The 16,470-nt window shown below is 59.2% G+C and carries 16 protein-coding genes; 5 read left to right on the forward strand and 11 right to left on the reverse strand.

The features are described from left to right. Window position 1: 1 nt before the first annotated feature. Entirely contained in the window at window positions 2–2,278 is a 2,277-nt protein-coding gene (locus CWM66_RS14375; RefSeq protein ID WP_107146818.1) for a molybdopterin-dependent oxidoreductase, read from the forward strand. On the opposite strand, the gene CWM66_RS14380 is transcribed toward CWM66_RS14375, so the two are convergent. The 4 genes from CWM66_RS14380 to purB are packed head-to-tail and all read right to left on the reverse strand — an operon-like array spanning window position 2,275 to window position 6,642. Next, window positions 2,275–3,597, reverse strand: a complete 1,323-nt coding sequence (locus CWM66_RS14380; protein ID WP_071921655.1) for an MmgE/PrpD family protein — start codon at window positions 3,595–3,597, stop codon at window positions 2,275–2,277. The two genes, CWM66_RS14375 and CWM66_RS14380, sit on opposite strands and share 4 nt — an antisense overlap. Further along, complete coding sequence (locus CWM66_RS14385; protein WP_107146819.1) at window positions 3,594–4,739, reverse strand: amidohydrolase; 1,146 nt, start codon at window positions 4,737–4,739, stop codon at window positions 3,594–3,596. Before CWM66_RS14385 ends, CWM66_RS14380 begins: the two co-directional genes overlap by 4 nt. A gap of 11 nt (window positions 4,740–4,750) precedes the next feature. Then, window positions 4,751–5,278 carry a GNAT family N-acetyltransferase gene (locus CWM66_RS14390; RefSeq protein ID WP_107146820.1) on the reverse strand — a complete coding sequence of 176 codons (528 nt, stop codon included), beginning with the start codon at window positions 5,276–5,278 and terminating at the stop codon, window positions 4,751–4,753. Beyond that, on the reverse strand, window positions 5,275–6,642 hold the full coding sequence (gene purB / locus CWM66_RS14395) for an adenylosuccinate lyase (protein ID WP_035886695.1): 1,368 nt from the start codon (window positions 6,640–6,642) through the stop codon (window positions 5,275–5,277). Before purB ends, CWM66_RS14390 begins: the two co-directional genes overlap by 4 nt. Before the next feature lie 225 nt (window positions 6,643–6,867). Between purB and CWM66_RS14400 the strand changes: the two genes are divergently transcribed. Further along, a complete protein-coding gene (locus CWM66_RS14400) occupies window positions 6,868–7,959 on the forward strand; it encodes an iron-containing alcohol dehydrogenase family protein (protein WP_071921906.1) in 1,092 nt (363 codons plus the stop codon). Here the strand turns inward: CWM66_RS14400 and nikR are convergent, their stop codons facing one another. Genes nikR through nikA form a run of 6 tightly spaced genes read right to left on the reverse strand, consistent with a single transcriptional unit; the run spans window position 7,960 to window position 13,231 of the window. Continuing rightward, window positions 7,960–8,358 carry a nickel-responsive transcriptional regulator NikR gene (gene nikR, locus CWM66_RS14405; protein WP_007369644.1) on the reverse strand — a complete coding sequence of 133 codons (399 nt, stop codon included), beginning with the start codon at window positions 8,356–8,358 and terminating at the stop codon, window positions 7,960–7,962. After that, window positions 8,346–9,131 carry a nickel import ATP-binding protein NikE gene (gene nikE / locus CWM66_RS14410; protein ID WP_107146821.1) on the reverse strand — a complete coding sequence of 262 codons (786 nt, stop codon included), beginning with the start codon at window positions 9,129–9,131 and terminating at the stop codon, window positions 8,346–8,348. The genes nikR and nikE overlap by 13 nt, the downstream gene beginning before the upstream one ends. Next, window positions 9,128–9,892, reverse strand: a complete 765-nt coding sequence (gene nikD, locus CWM66_RS14415) for a nickel import ATP-binding protein NikD (RefSeq protein WP_107146822.1) — start codon at window positions 9,890–9,892, stop codon at window positions 9,128–9,130. Before nikD ends, nikE begins: the two co-directional genes overlap by 4 nt. Further along, entirely contained in the window at window positions 9,892–10,725 is an 834-nt protein-coding gene (gene nikC / locus CWM66_RS14420; protein ID WP_007369647.1) for a nickel ABC transporter permease subunit NikC, read from the reverse strand. Before nikC ends, nikD begins: the two co-directional genes overlap by 1 nt. After that, the gene (gene nikB, locus CWM66_RS14425) at window positions 10,725–11,666 is read right to left on the reverse strand and encodes a nickel ABC transporter permease subunit NikB (protein WP_007369648.1); all 942 of its coding nucleotides are present in this window, start codon (window positions 11,664–11,666) and stop codon (window positions 10,725–10,727) included. The genes nikC and nikB overlap by 1 nt, the downstream gene beginning before the upstream one ends. After that, window positions 11,663–13,231 carry a nickel ABC transporter substrate-binding protein gene (nikA, locus tag CWM66_RS14430; RefSeq protein WP_071921652.1) on the reverse strand — a complete coding sequence of 523 codons (1,569 nt, stop codon included), beginning with the start codon at window positions 13,229–13,231 and terminating at the stop codon, window positions 11,663–11,665. The genes nikB and nikA overlap by 4 nt, the downstream gene beginning before the upstream one ends. A 36-nt stretch (window positions 13,232–13,267) precedes the next feature. Here nikA and CWM66_RS14435 point away from each other — a divergent pair, with 36 nt between their 5' ends. Continuing rightward, on the forward strand, window positions 13,268–13,453 hold the full coding sequence (locus CWM66_RS14435; RefSeq protein WP_007369650.1) for a hypothetical protein: 186 nt from the start codon (window positions 13,268–13,270) through the stop codon (window positions 13,451–13,453). Here CWM66_RS14435 and CWM66_RS14440 read toward each other — a convergent pair. Continuing rightward, entirely contained in the window at window positions 13,443–14,300 is an 858-nt protein-coding gene (locus CWM66_RS14440) for a LysR family transcriptional regulator (RefSeq protein WP_007369651.1), read from the reverse strand. The two genes, CWM66_RS14435 and CWM66_RS14440, sit on opposite strands and share 11 nt — an antisense overlap. A gap of 98 nt (window positions 14,301–14,398) precedes the next feature. Between CWM66_RS14440 and CWM66_RS14445 the strand changes: the two genes are divergently transcribed. Together CWM66_RS14445 and arnB are read left to right on the forward strand one after the other, a co-directional pair. After that, window positions 14,399–14,905: a phenolic acid decarboxylase gene (locus CWM66_RS14445; protein WP_007369652.1), complete on the forward strand. Its 507-nt coding sequence runs from the start codon at window positions 14,399–14,401 to the stop codon at window positions 14,903–14,905. Between the two features lie 427 nt (window positions 14,906–15,332). Continuing rightward, window positions 15,333–16,469: a UDP-4-amino-4-deoxy-L-arabinose aminotransferase gene (gene arnB, locus CWM66_RS14450; RefSeq protein WP_072439543.1), complete on the forward strand. Its 1,137-nt coding sequence runs from the start codon at window positions 15,333–15,335 to the stop codon at window positions 16,467–16,469. The last annotated feature ends 1 nt before the right edge of the window (window position 16,470 follow it).

Here is a 16,470-nt window from a genome sequence, read left to right on the forward strand (position 1 = left end):
TATGGCTTCTGTTACCCACAGCTCGCACTGGGGGGCATTCACCGCCTCCGATAGCGGCGACGAACTGCAGATTACGCCGTTTCCCGGCGATCCCGATCCCAGCCCGCTGCTGGAAAACCTTGCTGATACGCTGCGCCACCCGGCGCGTGTCACGCAGCCGATGGTACGTAAAGGCTGGCTGGAGAACGGCCCTGGCCCGGATGCGCGCCGCGGCGCAGATGAGTACATCGCTATTAGCTGGGAGCAGGCGCTGGATCTGGCGGCCAGTGAATTGAAACGTGTGGCGGATAATTTTGGCCCGCAGGCGGTGTTCGGCGGCTCTTACGGCTGGTCGAGCGCCGGGCGTTTTCACCATGCGCAAAGCCAGCTTCATCGCTTTCTCAACACCACTATCGGCGGTTATGTGCGCTCGGTGTGGTCGTACAGCTCCGCCGCTGCCTGCGTCATTCTGCCGCACATTGTTGCTCCGCAGGATGAGATCGCCCGGCGCGGCGTAAGTTGGCGCGAGATCGCCGAACACAGCGATATCGTGCTGGCGTTCGGCGGGCTGGCGCTGAAAAACTCGCAGGTCGCCAGCGGTGGAATGAGTGAACATACCGAGCGCGGCTATATGCGCCAGGCCGCCGCGCGTGGCGCGACGTTTATCTCCGTCAGCCCGCTGCGCAGCGACTTACCGCAGGAGGCTGCGGGTGAGTGGCTGCCGGTACGTCCGGGCACCGATGCGGCCTTGATCCTCGCGCTGCTTCACACGTTGTGGCGCGAAGGGCTGAGCGATGAAGCATTTCTTGCCCGTTACTGCACTGGCTGGCCGATGCTGGTGGCTTCGTTATCCGGTGAACAGGATGGCACGGTGCGCGATGCTGCATGGGCAGAAGCCATTTGCGGCGTACCGGCGGAAAAGATTGTCGCGCTGGCGCGGCGTCTGCACGGTAAACGGGTACTGGTGACGGTCGCCCACTCCCTGCAACGGGCGCAATACGGCGAGCAGCCGGTATGGCTGGGCCTGGTGCTGGCCGCCGCTCTGGGGCAACCCGGTCTGCCCGGAGGCGGATACGCCTATGCGCTGGGGGCGCTGGGGCATTACGGTAAAGCGTTTAACCGCGTCTCGTTTCCTGCACTACCGCAGGGCGCCAACGGCGTGGAGGATCTTATTCCGGTGGCGCGCATTGCCGATATGCTGCTCAATCCCGGCGAGCCGTTCGACTTCAACGGCGTGCGTCGCCGTTATCCACACATTAAATTAGCGTGGTGGGCGGGCGGTAATCCGTTCCATCACCATCAGGATCTGGCGCGGCTGCGCCATGCGTTTTGCCAGTTGGATACCTTAATCGTTCATGAGCACAGCCTGACGGCCACGGCCCGCCATGCGGATCTGATTTTGCCCGCCACCATGACGCTGGAGCGTGAAGATATCGGCGGCGCGCCGACCGATCGCTATCTGTTCGCCATGCACCCGGTGGCGCAGCCGTGGGGACATGCGCGGGATGACTTTGCTATTTTCCGCGATATTGCCGCCCGTCTGGGGCGTGAAGAGGCGTTTACCGAAGGCCGGACGGTGCGCGAGTGGTTACAACATCTGTACGGTCAGATGCAGGAGAAACTGACGCAGGAAGGGGTCTCCACGCCCGCGTTTGACGATTTCTGGCGGGAAGGCATATTGCAACTGCCGCAGGTGGACGACGGCGGGCGGCTGATGCGCCGCTTCCGCGCCGATCCTGATGCGCATCCGCTACCGACGCCGGACGGGAAAATCCAGATCTACTCGGCGACCATTGCCAGTTTTAATTATCCGGATTGCCCCGGTCTGCCGGTGTGGCTGACGCCGGACGAGCAGCCCGACGCGCAGCATCCGCTGTGGCTGATCGCCAATCAACCCGCCACCCGCCTGCACAGCCAGCTTGATTACGGGCGACACAGCGCACAGCACAAAAAGCAGGGTAAAGAGGTGTGTACGATGCACTCGATAGACGCCGCCGCGCGTGGTATTGATGAGGGCGCGATTGTGATGCTGCATAACACGCGCGGTGCGGTACTGGCCGCGGTGCGGATTGCCGACGATATTATGCCCGGCGTCGTCCAGCTTCCGACAGGCGCCTGGTACGATCCCGTCGACCCGCTGGCGCAGCGTCCACTGTGCCGCCACGGCAACCCCAACGTGTTAACGCGCGATATCGGCACTTCATCATTAGGTCAGGGGTGCAGCGGACAGATCACCGTAGTGCAGGTTTCCCTCTTTACCGGCGATGTCGGCGAAGTGCAGGCCTTTGCGCCGCTCTAAACCAGCAGCAGCGCCTGTAATGCCGGTAACGCCTGCGCGTTTTCCAGACGCGTTAGCACGAGCCAGTGTTCGCGGGTGGTATCATCCACCTGCGGCAGGCAGCGCCGCAGCTTCTCCGTTAAATCCACTCCCTGCGCCAGTAACTGCTGGCGCGTGGCGTGCGCGGTAAACTGCGCGCCGGAGCGGGTGGTTAAAGTCAGGCGATGAAAACGCGCTGACGGGTTAAGGGCATCGGGCGGAGCGCTGTTATCCGGTGTACGGATGATGCGGGCCGCCAGCCCGGCGGTGCGGGTTTTCACTGTACCGGGCCCGAAGCTGCCGAGCGGTAAATCCTTTTCCAGCAAGCATTCTGCAATCACATGTTCCAGGCTGAAACGGGCTTCAACACCGTTCGTGGGTGCGCGAATAAACGCCGCCACATCGCCGCCGGGCGGAAAGGCCACCGCAATCTGTTCCACCTCAGCAAATAACTGTTCGACGGAAAATCCCGCCGCCAGCCACTGCGCTCGCAGATCCAGCGCGGCCAGCGCCGCGCCGTGGGTGCCGCTGCAGGTCGGCCAGGGTTTGAATTCCAGCCCCGGCGTGATAATGCGCCAGGGCGCGCCCCAGCCTGCGGTCAGTTTTGCCGGATCGGCCGTCGCCGGGCTATAGGCGGCGAGAAAACCTGCCAGCGCGCCGTCGGTTTTCGCTTCCACGCCATGCTGTGTCAACTGCACGGCGGTCACCGCCGCTCTTGCTGCCAGCCCGGCGTGCAGCGGTTTGATATCAGCGCCGAACTGCACACGCAGCCCGGCGGCCTGGCTTGCGGCAATCGCGAGGATATTTGCCGTCTGCGCTGCGCTGGCGTTAATCAGCCGTGCGCAGGCGGCGGCTGCAGCCAGCGCGCCCAGCGTGCCGGTATTGTGAAACCCCTGCACATAATGGCCGCTGCCCACTGCCAGCCCGAGGCGACCCGCCATCTCGACCCCCAGCACAAATGCATCGAGAAAACGTGACCCCTCCGTTATATCGTCTGCCGCCGACAACGCCAGCAGCGCCGGGAGGATAACCGTTCCGACGTGGCCGCGAAAATCCGGATGAAAATCATCAAAATCCAGCGCATGCCCGCTGTAGCCCAGACGCAATGCGCGTGACTGGGCATCCTGCCCCGGCCAAATCTTGCGTAACGCCAGCAGCGTGGTGTCGGGCAGCGTGCCGTTCACCAGCGGCAGCGCGACGGCAAAGAAATCGAGTACGCCGCGTCGCGCCTGCTCCCGCGCGTTATCGTCGGGTTGAGCGTCAACAATCAGTCGCGCAACGGCCTGGGTCAGTTCGCTCATTCTGCCGCCTTTTTTAGCGCCTGCACGGCCAGGTTTGCCAGCCATTGCGACGTCGGGAACAGCGCCGCGTCATCAACGCGGAATTGCGGGTGGTGCAGGGCATAAGGGCCGCCGGAACCGATCATGATGAACGCGCCGGGCAGATGCTGTTGGTAAAACGCGAAGTCTTCGCCGATCGGGTTGGCGGCAATACGCCGGGCGTCAAAACCGCTCTGGCGTCCGGTTTTCAGCGCCAGATCAACCCACGTTTCGCTGTTGACCACCGACGGCGGTCCGGGCTGCCAGTCGAGAGCGATTTGCGCGTTAAACGCCGTGCCCAACCCGGAGAGTACATCGCGCAGGCGCTGCTCGATTTGCTCGCGCACCGTCTGGCTAAAGGTACGCACAGTCCCTTCCAGCCAGGCGCTGTCGGGGATTACGTTCCAGGTACTACCGCTGTGAACCTGGGTAATCGACAGCACGGCATTTTCATCGGAGGGAACATTGCGGCTGATTAAGGTTTGCAGCGTGGTGATAAGCTGCCCGGCAATCACCACCGGATCATTGCCTTCGTGCGGCCGCGCGGCGTGGCTGCCGGTGCCGGTAATATCAATGCGGAAACGGTCAACCCCGGCGGTCAGTGCCCCGGCTTTGCTGCCCATTACCCCGACCGGCAGAGCCGGATCGTTGTGAATACCAAAAATGGCCGTTGCGCCATCCAGCGCGCCGGCGGCAATTACTGCTGGCGCACCCTGGCCCGTCTCTTCCGCCGGTTGAAACAGAATGCGCACCCGGCCCGGGAGTTCGGCTTCCTGCGCTTTTAACAAAATGGCTGCGCCGAGCGCGCTGGCGCTGTGGAAGTCGTGGCCGCAGGCATGCATCACGCCGGGATGCTCAGAGCTGAACGGCACACCGGATTTTTCGTCAATCGGCAGCGCATCAATGTCGGCACGTAGCACCACCAGCGGGCCAGGCTGCTGGCCGCCCAGTTCAACGACCAGCCCGGTGGCTAAATCCAGCGGCAGAATACGAATCTGGTGTTTTTCCAGCGCGGCGCGCAGGCGGGCGGTGGTGGCGAACTCCTGGTTAGAGAGTTCAGGGAATCGGTGTAATTCATGACGAAAGTCGGTCAGCCAACCGGATAATGCAGCGATATCAGTCATAGGGTTACTCATCAGGGAGATTGACGCGCCAGCCACGCGCTGTGGGCGGCGCTATCAAGGATTTTCTTCATAAACAATGTGATATGGCCTTTGCCCAGATCCGCTTCATGGGAAGGCTCAAAACCATACTGCTGATAAAACGGGATCAGCCACGGATGGTTGATGGCGGTGCCCAGCGATACCGCCGGGGCGCGAAGCTGCTCGCGCAGAATATGCGTTTCCACCCAGTCGTAGATTTGCCGCCCGCGCTGCTCGCCGCGATAGCGTGGATGCGCGCCAAACCAGCCGATATGCGGCAGACCAAATGGCCCCGGCAGCGGCCCCCACGGGTAGCGCAGGGTGATCGAGGCGGCCAGATCGTCATCGACAAACAGCCCCCAGACGCCGTGCTGTTGCAGGTGTTGCGTCACCTGCGCCTTGCTGGTGGTGGCGGCATCAAAATGGATCCCCAGCTCTTTCACCTGCACGTAGGCTTCCAGCATCAACGCCAGGTAGATCTCGCTGTCGGCAGCGGTAAGCTGGCGGTAGTGTTCGCTCATTGCGGCTCCAGTAATGCGGAGCGATCGGCGGCGCGCAGGACGTCATTCACTTTTTCCACCGCGCTGCCAAGGTAACGCGCCGGATCAAGCCACGCATCGAGATCGGCTCCGCTGATCGCCGCTGCGATTTCCGGCTGTTCCGCCAGCACGCTTTTAAAATCGCGACCAGTCTCAAAAGCGGTCATCGCGCAGGTGTAAACCAGGTGATGTGCTGTCTGTTTGCCGAGGGTTTTGCCCGCTTCAAACATCACGCGTTCAGAGAGCAGCAGCCCGGCCTGAATATCCAGGTTAGTACGCATTTTCGCTTCGTTGACCGTCAGGCCGCTGAGAATGCCCTGCGCATTTTGCAGTTGCGCCGAAAGGTAGAGGCAGATTTCCGGCAGCGCCAGCCACTCGGCCCGCCAGCTCATGGCGTCGCGTTCGTGCTCAACGTGCATCGATTCAAAAATCAGCCCGGCGCTGTGGCGCACCGGCGCAGTCAGGCTTGCCAGCCCTTCAATCGCGGCCGGGTTGCGTTTATGCGGCATGGTGGTGGAGCCGATTTTCCCGGCGCTGAACGGCTCTTCAACTTCGCCGATTTCGGTGCGCATCAGGTTATAGAGTTCATTGCCAATTTTGCCGAGCGAGCCGCTGATCAGTACCGCCAGCGAGGCGAATTCACTCAGGCGATCGCGCGCCGATTGCCAGCCGATATTCGGGCTTGCCAGCCCCAGTAGCGCCAGTGCGCGGCGTTCCACTTCCGGCCCTTTATCGCCCAGCGCTGCATTGGTGCCGATCGCGCCGTTGATATTGCCGGTCAGCACGCGCGGGCTGATTTCATCAATGCGCGTCAGGTGACGCAGAAATTCATCCAGCCAGACGGCGACCTTAAAACCGAACGTGGTGGGCAATGCCTGCATGCCGTGGGTGCGGCCGACCATCAGCGTGCGCTGATGCCGTTCAGCAAGCTGACGCAGCGCGCGTGCCACCCCCACCGTATCGCGGCGGATAATGGTCAGCGCATCGCGCAGTTGCAGGATCGTGCCGGTATCGACAATATCCTGCGTCGTCGCGCCGTAGTGCAGATACTCGCCCGCCGGACCAATCTGCTGTTGCAGCGCCGTCAGGGTCGGCATAAACGAGTGTTTCATTTGCGCGGCCAGCGTGGCGATATCGCTCAGTTGCAGCGCCTGCGGTTGCGCACGCTCGGCGATCTCCTGCGCCGCCTGCGCGGGAATAACGCCCAGTTCGCCCTGAGCGCGGGCCAGCGCCACTTCCACGGCGGCCTGCTGGCGAAGACGGTTTTCCTCCGACCAGATGGCGCGCATTTCCGGCGTGGCGAAGTTATTGCCGATAATCAGAAAATCGATGGGATGCGATGACATAGACGCTGTTACCTGTCGGTGAAAAATGAAAAAGAAGCATGGTTAAATTTATTTTCTGCTCAGCATCTTCACGGATGAATATATCGGCGGCAAGGTATTTGTCGCTATAGCTAATATTGTTCTATCGATATGAAAATACAGGAAATGGCAAAGATTGTTTTTTATTTTTATTTTTGTAGCATGAGGGAATAACGGCTGTTAATCCCTCTCAATATGGACAATCTCATGCTTGCAATAAAAACGCCGCACACCTGGTTTCATCACGCAGGTATTCGTCATGATGCAGGGGAATATATTGCGCCGCTGACGCAAAATATTTTAATTATTACCAGCGCGCAGGCCTGGGCGCGGGTGAATCCGGCGCTGGAAAACAGTTTGCGCAACAGCGGCATCGCATGGCAGACGGAGATCATGACCGGTTACTGTACCGATGAACGCGTGGCGCACTACGTTAAACGGGCGCACAAACTGGGCGTGCAGTATATCGTTGGCGTTGGCGGCGGGCGCGTGCTGGATACCGCCAAAGCGGTGGCGGATGCCCTTGACGGCGGCGCATCGATCACCATTCCGACTGTGGCATCAACCTGCGCGGCCTGGTCGCCGCTGTCGGTGTTTTACACCGAAGAGGGTGGGCAGATACGCAGCCAGCCATTAAAAACATTGCCGCGGCTGGTGCTGGTAGACAGTGAAATTATTGCGCAAAGCGATGTGCGTTATTTAAAAGCGGGCATCGTTGATGCGCTAGCGAAATGGTATGAATTCCGCCCCTATTTACAACACGCGCCGGATAACTTATCGCTGCAATTAAAAGTACAGACTGCGCGGTTGGCGGTGGATATTTATGAAAAACACGGTCAGCAGGCGTTGCGGGATAATCAGGCGCAGCGGGTCAGCGATGCGCTTATCAGCGTTATTGACGCCAATATTGCCGTTGCCGGTATGGCCAACAGTATTCGTGGTGAAATCCCCACGCCCGGCGTGGCGCACGCGATTCATAACCGTCTGACCTATGAACCGGCGCTGCGCGACTGGCTGCACGGCGAACGCGTTGGCTACAGCCTGCTGGTACAGTCGTTTCTGGAGAATGACAGCGACACGCCGGATGCCACACTGCTGGCGCTGCTGCGCCAGTACGATGCGCCGCTGACGCTGGCGCCGTTAAAGGAGATCCGCCTGGCGGTGATTCAGGCGGTGGCGCGCAGTATCAGTTTCCCGAAGGCGGCGGCCGATCACCTGCCGTTTTCCCTCGATCCGGCACGTATTGAGCGCGCGCTGCGCCAGACGGAGCAGTTTTTCACTCCGCGCTACGCCGTGTAATTATTCTTCTGTCAGGCACTGCAAATGGCCGTGGCGCACGCCGCGCTGGGCAATCACATCGTCGGCGAAATGCTGCACATCGCCCATTTTGCCTTTCAGCACGGCGATCTCCAGACAGTCGTCGTGACTGATATGCACATGCAACGTGGCGACAGAAAGCTCGTGATGGTGATGCTGTGTGGCGACAAGGCGGCTCGCCAGATCGCGCTTTTCATGCTCGTAAACGTAGGAGAGTACGGCATAGCCCTGCTGCTCGCTGTTCTGTGTCGATTCCTGCGTCAGCGCGCTGCGCAGAATATCGCGCAGCGCCTCCGAGCGGTTGTTGTAGCCGCGCTGCTCGCTCAGGTTATCCAGCGTTTCCAGCAGATCATCGTCAAGGGTAATGGTTACGCGTTGCATGGCGCTCTTCTTTGTCGTGGTGAAGGGAAGGCGGGTAGTACCGCCTGTTGTAATGCCTGGCCTGCGGTGGAGGTAAAGCGCAGCGGCGCGGCGACCTCCACGGTTTCAACAATACTGCCGTTTTCCATCACCATCACCCGCTGGCAAAAACGCTCAACCAGCCGCAGGTCGTGGGTGATAAACAGGCACGCCTGGCCAGTACGCTGTTGCAGGCGCTTCAGCAGATTAATCATCCCGGCTTGCAGCACGCCATCAAGGCTGGAGACCGCTTCGTCGAGGATCAATAACCCCGGCTCTACCGCCAGCGCCCGCGCCAGGCAGACGCGCTGAAGCTGGCCGCCGCTAAGCTGCGGCGGGCGCTTATGCTGCAACGCTTCGTCCAGCTCGACATCTTGCAGTAACTGCGCGATACGCGCCTGCTGCTCCGCGCTGTTAAGCGCCAGCAAATGGCGCAGTGGCTCGCGCAGGATCTCGCGTACCGTCTGACGCGGATTCACCGCGCTGAGCGGATCCTGAAACACCATCTGAATATCGCGGCGAAACGCTTTACGTGTACGGGCATTCAGCCGGGAAAGCGGCGCGCCCTGCCAGAAAATTTCGCCTGCGTGCGGCGCTTCCAGCCCGACCAGCAGCCGTGCCAGCGTACTTTTACCGCAACCGCTGCGCCCGAGCAGCGCCACGGTTTCGCCGCGCTTAAGTTGCAGGGAGAGCTGTTGCAACACTGGCTGTTGCTGGTAGCGATGGGATAACCCATTAACCTCAAGAATATTCATTGCGTCAGCTCCATGCCATACAGTGCCAGATGCGCCGCCACTAACTGCCGGGTGACAGGATGCTGCGGCGCCGTAAACAGCGCTGTCACCGGGCCGTGTTCGATAATTCGCCCGTTATCCATCACCGCTACGTCATCGGCCAGACGGGCAACCACGCCCATATCGTGCGTCACCAGCAGCATACCGGGCTGGCGCTGTTGTACGATTTCATCAAGCAGATCGAGGATGTGCGCCTGCGCTACGGCATCAAGATCGGTGGTGGGTTCGTCGGCGATGATAAACGGCGCATCGCTGAGCAGCGCCATGGCAATCATCATGCGTTGTAACATGCCGCCACTCATCTCAAAGGGATAACAGGCCAGCACGCGCTGCGGTGATTCAAGCCCGACGCTGCGCAGCGCGGCAATGAATGTCGCGTCATCGGCGGGTTTGCCAAGCGCATGGCAAGTTTCCCGCGCATGCGCGGCCATCGTGCGCAGTGGGTTAAAGGCGCTTCGCGGGTTTTGCATCACCGTGGCGACGGTGATGCCACGCAAGGCCTGCGGGATGACGGGCTGTGCATCCAGCCGCAACTGGCCGCTTACCTGCCGCACACCGGCAGGTAACACGCCGAGCGCTGCCGCGCAGGTCAGTGATTTACCGCTGCCGCTGCCGCCAACCAGCGCCAGTACGCGCCCGCGTCGCAGCGTCAGCGAAACCTCCTGTACCAGCGGCCTTTCGGCATGCAGGGTGAGACTCTCCAGAGACAGTTGTCCAGGCATCAGTGTGCGTGCTCCGTAACCAGATGAGGATCGAGGTGGTCGCGCAGGGCGTCGCCCAGCAGGTTAAACGCCATCACGCTGATAAACAGCGCCAGCCCCGGCCACAGCATTTGCAGGGGCTGCGTCCAGATAAACTGCCGCGCATCGTTGATCATCACGCCCCATTCCGGCGTGGGCGCGGTCACGCCAAGCCCAAGAAATGACATGCCTGCCACATGCAGCATCATATGACCGATATCCAGCGTCGCCAGCACCAGTAACGAGGGGACTACCGCGCCCGCAAGATGGTCGCGAAACAGCGGCAAGTAGCCTGCACCGCTTAAGCGCGCCGCCAGTACATACTCCCGGCTGCGCAGGGAGATCGCCAGGCTGCGTACCATGCGCGCGTACCATGCCCAGTGGGAAAGGGCGATGGCGATAATCACATTGGTCAGCCCGGTGCCGAGCACGCCGACCATAAAAAACGACAGGATCGATGTGGGAAAGGTCATGAAAATATCCGCCACGCGCATAATCGCCTGATCGACGCGCCCGCCCAGCAATCCGGCACAGCCGCCCGCCGCAAGCCCCAGCGCCAGCACCAGCAGCAGGCAAATCATCACCGCGCCGAGCGATACGCGAGTGGCGGCCAGCAGCCGGGAGAAAATATCGCGCCCGAGGTGGTCAGTGCCGAGCCAATGCTGGCTGTCGGGCGGCAGCAGGCGCGAAGGCAGATCAACCGCCTGCGGATCGAACGGCACCCACCACTGACAGGTCAGCGCAATCACCAGCAGCAGGAGCAGGATCAGCATCGCTCCACGTACCGGCCAGCGCGCGGTAAGAAAAAAGTGCATCAGTGCGCTCCTTCATGATGGCGAATGCGGGGATCCAGCGCTGCGCTCAGCAGATCCACCACCAGGTTGCACAGAACAAACACCACCACCATCACCAGCGTAAAGCACTGGATCACCGGGTAGTCGCGGTTAAAAATGGCCGACACCGCATAGCGGCCAATACCGGGCCAGGCGAAGATGTTTTCGATGATCATCGTGCCGCCAATCAGCTCGCCAATATGCATGCCCAGCGCGGTGATCACCGGCAAACCGGCGTTACGCAAGATATGCCCGCGCTCGGTCTGCTTTTCGTTTAAGCCACGCAGCCGCGCCCAGGTGACATGGCGCTGGCCCGCCGCTTCCAGCATGCTGGCGCGCAGCAGACGGGCGTTGATCGAAAGCGACATCAGCGCAATCGACACCGCAGGCAAAATCAGGTGCTGCCAGCCGCCGTAACCCAGCGCAGGCAGCCATTGCAGGTGTACCGAGAAGAACATCACCAGTAAAAAAGCGAGCCAGAAGTTGGGCATCGACACGCCGAGAAAGGCAATTGCGCGCACGATAAAGTCCGGCAGACCGTCGCGGTGGCGAGCAGCCCAGATTCCAAGCGGCACCGAGATGAGCAAAATCAGCGCCAGCGCTGCACCCGCCAGTAGTAATGTGGCGGGCAGAAAGTGCAGCACGTCATCCAGCACCGGGCGCTGGGTGGCGTAGGAGATACCGAAGTCGAGGTGCAGCGCGCGCCACAGCCAGTGGAGATATTGCGCGGCCAGCGGTTGGTCGAGGCCAAGCTGCGCTCGCGTGGCAGCAATCATCTCCGGCGTTGGCGGCAGGCTGGAAAGGCGTAAATAGTCCATTGCCGGATCGCCCGTGCCGAGGCGCAGCAGCAGGAAAATTACCACTGATGCGGCGAGGATCATCGGGATCAGGATAAGCAGACGACGGAGTAAATAGCGGCTCATTGCGCCGCCTCCGGTGCAATCTGATCGAAGGGGATCTCAGAAGCAATCGGCGCGAACGGAATCACACCCAGTTCTGGTTTTGCTACCACCATCGTTGATACATAGCTGATCGGCAGATAAACCGCGTCGTTGTGCAGACGAGTGAGAATATCGCGGTACAACGCCTGACGAGCGTGCTCATCGCGGGTGGTCAGCACTTCGCCGATCTCGCGATCGATGATTGCTTTATCCGCCAGGCCGCGTTGCGCCTGGTAATCAGCATGGGACGGTACACGCATGGAACTCATAAAGGCGTGCGGATCGTACGGCGCGCCCCAGCTTCGGTTGAAAATCATACCGAAACGGCCATCGCGCTGACGGGCGTAAATGCTGCTCTCCTCTTCCCCCACCAGCGCCACCTCGACGCCCACCTGGCGCAGGTTGGCCTGGATTATCTCCGCCATCGATTTGCTCAGCGCGTCGGTGCCGATAAACGCCAGTTCGATATGCAGCGGCTGACCGGCTTTTTCACGGATGGTTTTCCCGGCGGGCAGCGTCCAGCCAGCGTTTTCCAGCAATGCCCGCGCCCGATTCGGCGAGTAGCTGCGGGGTTGTAGCCCAACACTGGCGTAAGGCACCGTTGGCGCAAATAGCGTATCGGCAACCTGCTGCGTGCCGTAGAGCGCGCCATCAATCAGCGTTTTTTTATCCACCGCGTAGTTCAGCGCTTCACGTACCGCCTGCTCGCTGGTGGGCGCACGCGTGGAGTTAAGTGCCAGCATCACCGTTTCTACCGGTGCAGAAAGCTGCGTGCGCCAGGCCGGGTTATGGCTGAAGCGGGCAAAGGTATCCAGTGTCAGCAGCCCTTCGTTGCCGTAAAGCAGGTCGATGTCACCGGTTTCGAACGCCACCGCGCGGCTGGTGGCATCGGGGATCACTTTGATAACAACTTTGCCGATGGCCGGTTTTTCGCCCCAGTAACGTTCGTTACGCACCATGACGTCGTATTGATTGAGCCGGGATTCCTGCAACACCCACGGTCCGGTGCCGATCGGCGCGATAATGCCGTTCATGGTTTGCTGGTTTTTAAACTGCGACGGGGCGATAAAGCGAAACGGGCGGGGCAGGGAGAGTTCTTGCAAAAACGGATAGTAGGCGCTTTTCAGGGTGATTTGTAACTGGCTGGGGCTCAGGGCTTTGACGTCAGTTATCTGGTTTACCAGCTCCAGCCAGGCATGGCGCTGGCGGTTCTCCAGTACCGCGCGGAAGTTCTCTGCGGCGGCCTGGGCGTTAAACGGCTCGCCGTTGGAGAACAGCACGCCGTCGCGCAGGGTAAACACCCAGGTTTTGCCATCCTCCGAGTGCGTCCAGTGAGTGGCCAGCCAGGGTTTTACGCTGCCGTCAGCCTGATATTTGACCAGCGGTTCATACACCATGCTCTGGGCGAACATCTGGTTCGGCGTATAAAGGTGCGGGTTGAGCGGGCCGACATTCACCGGCCAGGCGGTGGTCAATGTGGGTAGCGCCGCCCAGGCGGCAAAAGAGGCGCATAACAGCAGCGCGGAGGCGTGGCGAAAGAAGGACACGTTGAATTCCCTGACGAAAGTCGGTAGCGAGAAGGTATGACGATTTTATTTATTCATCATACTTATGGCCTGTCCTGGATCAAAAACCATGTGAATCACAAGGATTTATCTCCCGGCGCGCGGCGCATAAGATGGCTGGCGGCGTTGAGCGCGCAGACCGCGCTGATTGTGGTCAGATTTCGCCCGGTGGCGAATAATGTGCGTGCAGGTGCTATGCCTTAAATAGCTGTAACAGCATCTCAACTTGTTCATCCAGCGGCGCGAGATCTTTTTTTACGATCAGATGCAGCGGCGTGGCGCGTCGCGCGCCGTGGCTGAGCGGCAGAACTTTCAGCACGCCGTTTGTCAGCAAGGGCTGAATGCGCTCTTCCGGCAGCCAGCCATAGCCGACCTGGTACTGCACCGCTTCTATCGCCGCATCGATGGTGGAAAAAGTCCATGACTCCTGCGCGCTCTGGTTTTGCCGGGCATCGCTCTCGGCAATGCGGATTAACGGCCACTCGGCCAGCATCTCTTCGCTCACCTGTTGCGCCGCGCCCAGCGGGTGATCGCGGTGCGCGACGGCGACAAAATCGATATTCATCAGCCATTCGCCGCGCCCGGTGGTGTCCTGGCGGCGAGTCAGCACCATCACATCCGCCTGCGCATACACCGGCAGCTCGTTAGAGGCGTTTTCCAGCACCTCGGTCAAGCGCACCTGGGTTTGCGGATAGCGCTGCTGGAACTGGCGCAGGATGGCGAACAGGCGCGCGCGGGGAAAGATGTTATCCACTACCAGATCCAGCCGGGTGCGCATGCCGTTACGCAGCGTTGCCGCGCGGGTTTCGACCCAGTCGAAGGCTTTGAGCAGCGGTTTCACCTGGTTGAGCAGCAATTCGCCCGCGGGTGTCAGCACCGCGCGACGCCCTTCCTGGACCAGCAAGGCAACGCCCAGCCTCTCCTGCAATAGCGCCAGGTTGTAGCTCACGGATGACTGGCTGCGGTGCGTTTCGTCGGCGGCTTTGGCAAAGCTGCCCAGCTCCACCACTTTTTGCAGCAGCGTCCATTGTTCCAGCGTGGTCTTGTGCATAACTCATCTAAAAATTGAATGAATGTGATGCAAATATAGCGTTATTCATTGGATTTTTACGAGCGTAGGATCACCTTATCGAACAGAGGAGATGAAAAATGAGCACCTTTGATAAACATGATTTGAGCGGTTTTATCGGCAAACATCTGGTTTATACCTACGATAATGGCTGGAATTACGAGATCTACGTGAAAAACGGCGAAACCCTTGATTACCGTATTCATAGCGGCATCGTGGCGAACCGCTGGGTGAAAAACCAGCATGCGTATATTGTTCGCGTGGGGGAAAGTATTTATAAAATTTCCTGGACTGAACCGACCGGCACAGATGTCAGCCTGATTGTGAACCTCGGCGACCGCCTGTTCCACGGCACTATCTTCTTCCCGCGCTGGGTGATCAACAACCCGGAAAAAACCGTCTGCTTCCAGAACGATCACATTCCGCTGATGGAGTCTTACCGCGCGGCAGGCCCGGCTTATCCGACCGAAGTGATCGACGAATTCGCCACCATTACGTTTGTGCGCGATTGCGGCGCGAATAACGATAGCGTGATTGACTGCGCTGCCAGCGAATTGCCGGCTAATTTTCCGCAGAATTTGTCCTGATTTCTTATTCAGAAAATATATTTAAACAGTAACGATAGAAATAATTAATTGCATAACAATATTAATTTTTTCCGCTTTTGTTGATGTACCGTTTAAATAACAAAGAAAACGCCTTTGTATACAACGCAGAGGCGTTAATTGTTTCATTTTTTTGACAATTGTCACAGCTTAATTTTCTATTCCATCAATTTAACGCTTTGTAAAATAAATATTTTTTATAATTGTTAAATTTGTCACTTCTCAGCTTTCTTAATCTTGTCCTAATATTCCTTTGGTAACATCTACCGACCAACTGTGAATGATGATTAATGCATAAAAAAATGCAGTCATTATATTGTGGTTTAACATTCATCCGCCATTTTACTCACTAGCCGCAAAGTGTCTTTGTGGCGGTCTGTTTATGCGTCTTTGACGCCAAGGAAAAATGATGAGTGATTTTTTACCGTTCTCGCGCCCGTCAATGGGAGATGAAGAGTTCGCAGCCATTCAGCAAGTGCTCTCTTCCGGCTGGATCACGACAGGTCCGAAAAACCAGGCGCTGGAAGAGGCTTTTTGCACGCTGACCGGTAACCATCATGCGATTGCGGTGAGTTCTGCGACAGGCGGAATGCACGTCACGCTGATGGCGCTGGGGATTGGTGCGGGTGATGAAGTGATCACCCCGTCGATGACCTGGGTTTCCACTCTCAACATGATCGTCCTGCTCGGCGCGACGCCGGTGATGATCGATGTCGATCGCGATACGCTGATGGTCACCCCTGAAGCGGTTGAAGGGGCGATTACTCCACGAACCAAAGCCATTATTCCCGTCCATTACGCAGGCGCGCCTGCTGATATTGATGCCATTCGCGCCATTGGCGAGAAGCACGGTATTCCGGTGATTGAAGATGCGGCGCACGCGGCCGGAACTTACTACAAAGGTCAGCATGTGGGTTCGCGCGGTACGGCGATTTTTTCCTTCCACGCCATTAAAAACATGACCTCCGCTGAAGGCGGGTTAGTAGTGACGGATGACGAACAACTGGCCAACCGTATTCGCAGCCTGAAATTCCACGGGCTTGGCGTGGATGCCTACGATCGGCAGACCCACGGCCGCGCGCCGCAGGCGGAAGTGATCTCCCCTGGCTTTAAATACAACCTGGCCGATATCAACGCCGCCATTGCGCTGGTACAGCTTGGCAAGTTGCCAGCGGCCAATGCCCGCCGCCAGGAGATTGCTCAACGCTATTTGCAGGAACTGGCTGATACCCCGTTCCAGCCGCTGGCGCTGCCGTCATGGCCGCATCAGCACGCCTGGCATCTGTTTATTATTCGCGTTGATGAACAACGTTGCGGTATCTCCCGCGACGCACTGATGGAAACCCTGAAAGCGCAGGGCATTGGCACTGGCCTGCATTTTCGCGCGGCACATACGCAGAAGTACTACCGCGAACGCTTCCCGATTGTTTTACCCAATACGGAGTGGAACAGCGCACGTATCTGTTCCCTGCCGCTTTTCCCGGATATGACCCATGACGACTCAACCCGCGTCATTGATGCGCTCAAAAACATTGCAGGGCGCTGAT

It is taken from the genome of Kosakonia sp. H7A (genome assembly GCF_003028445.1).
GTDB lineage: Bacteria > Pseudomonadota > Gammaproteobacteria > Enterobacterales > Enterobacteriaceae > Kosakonia > Kosakonia radicincitans.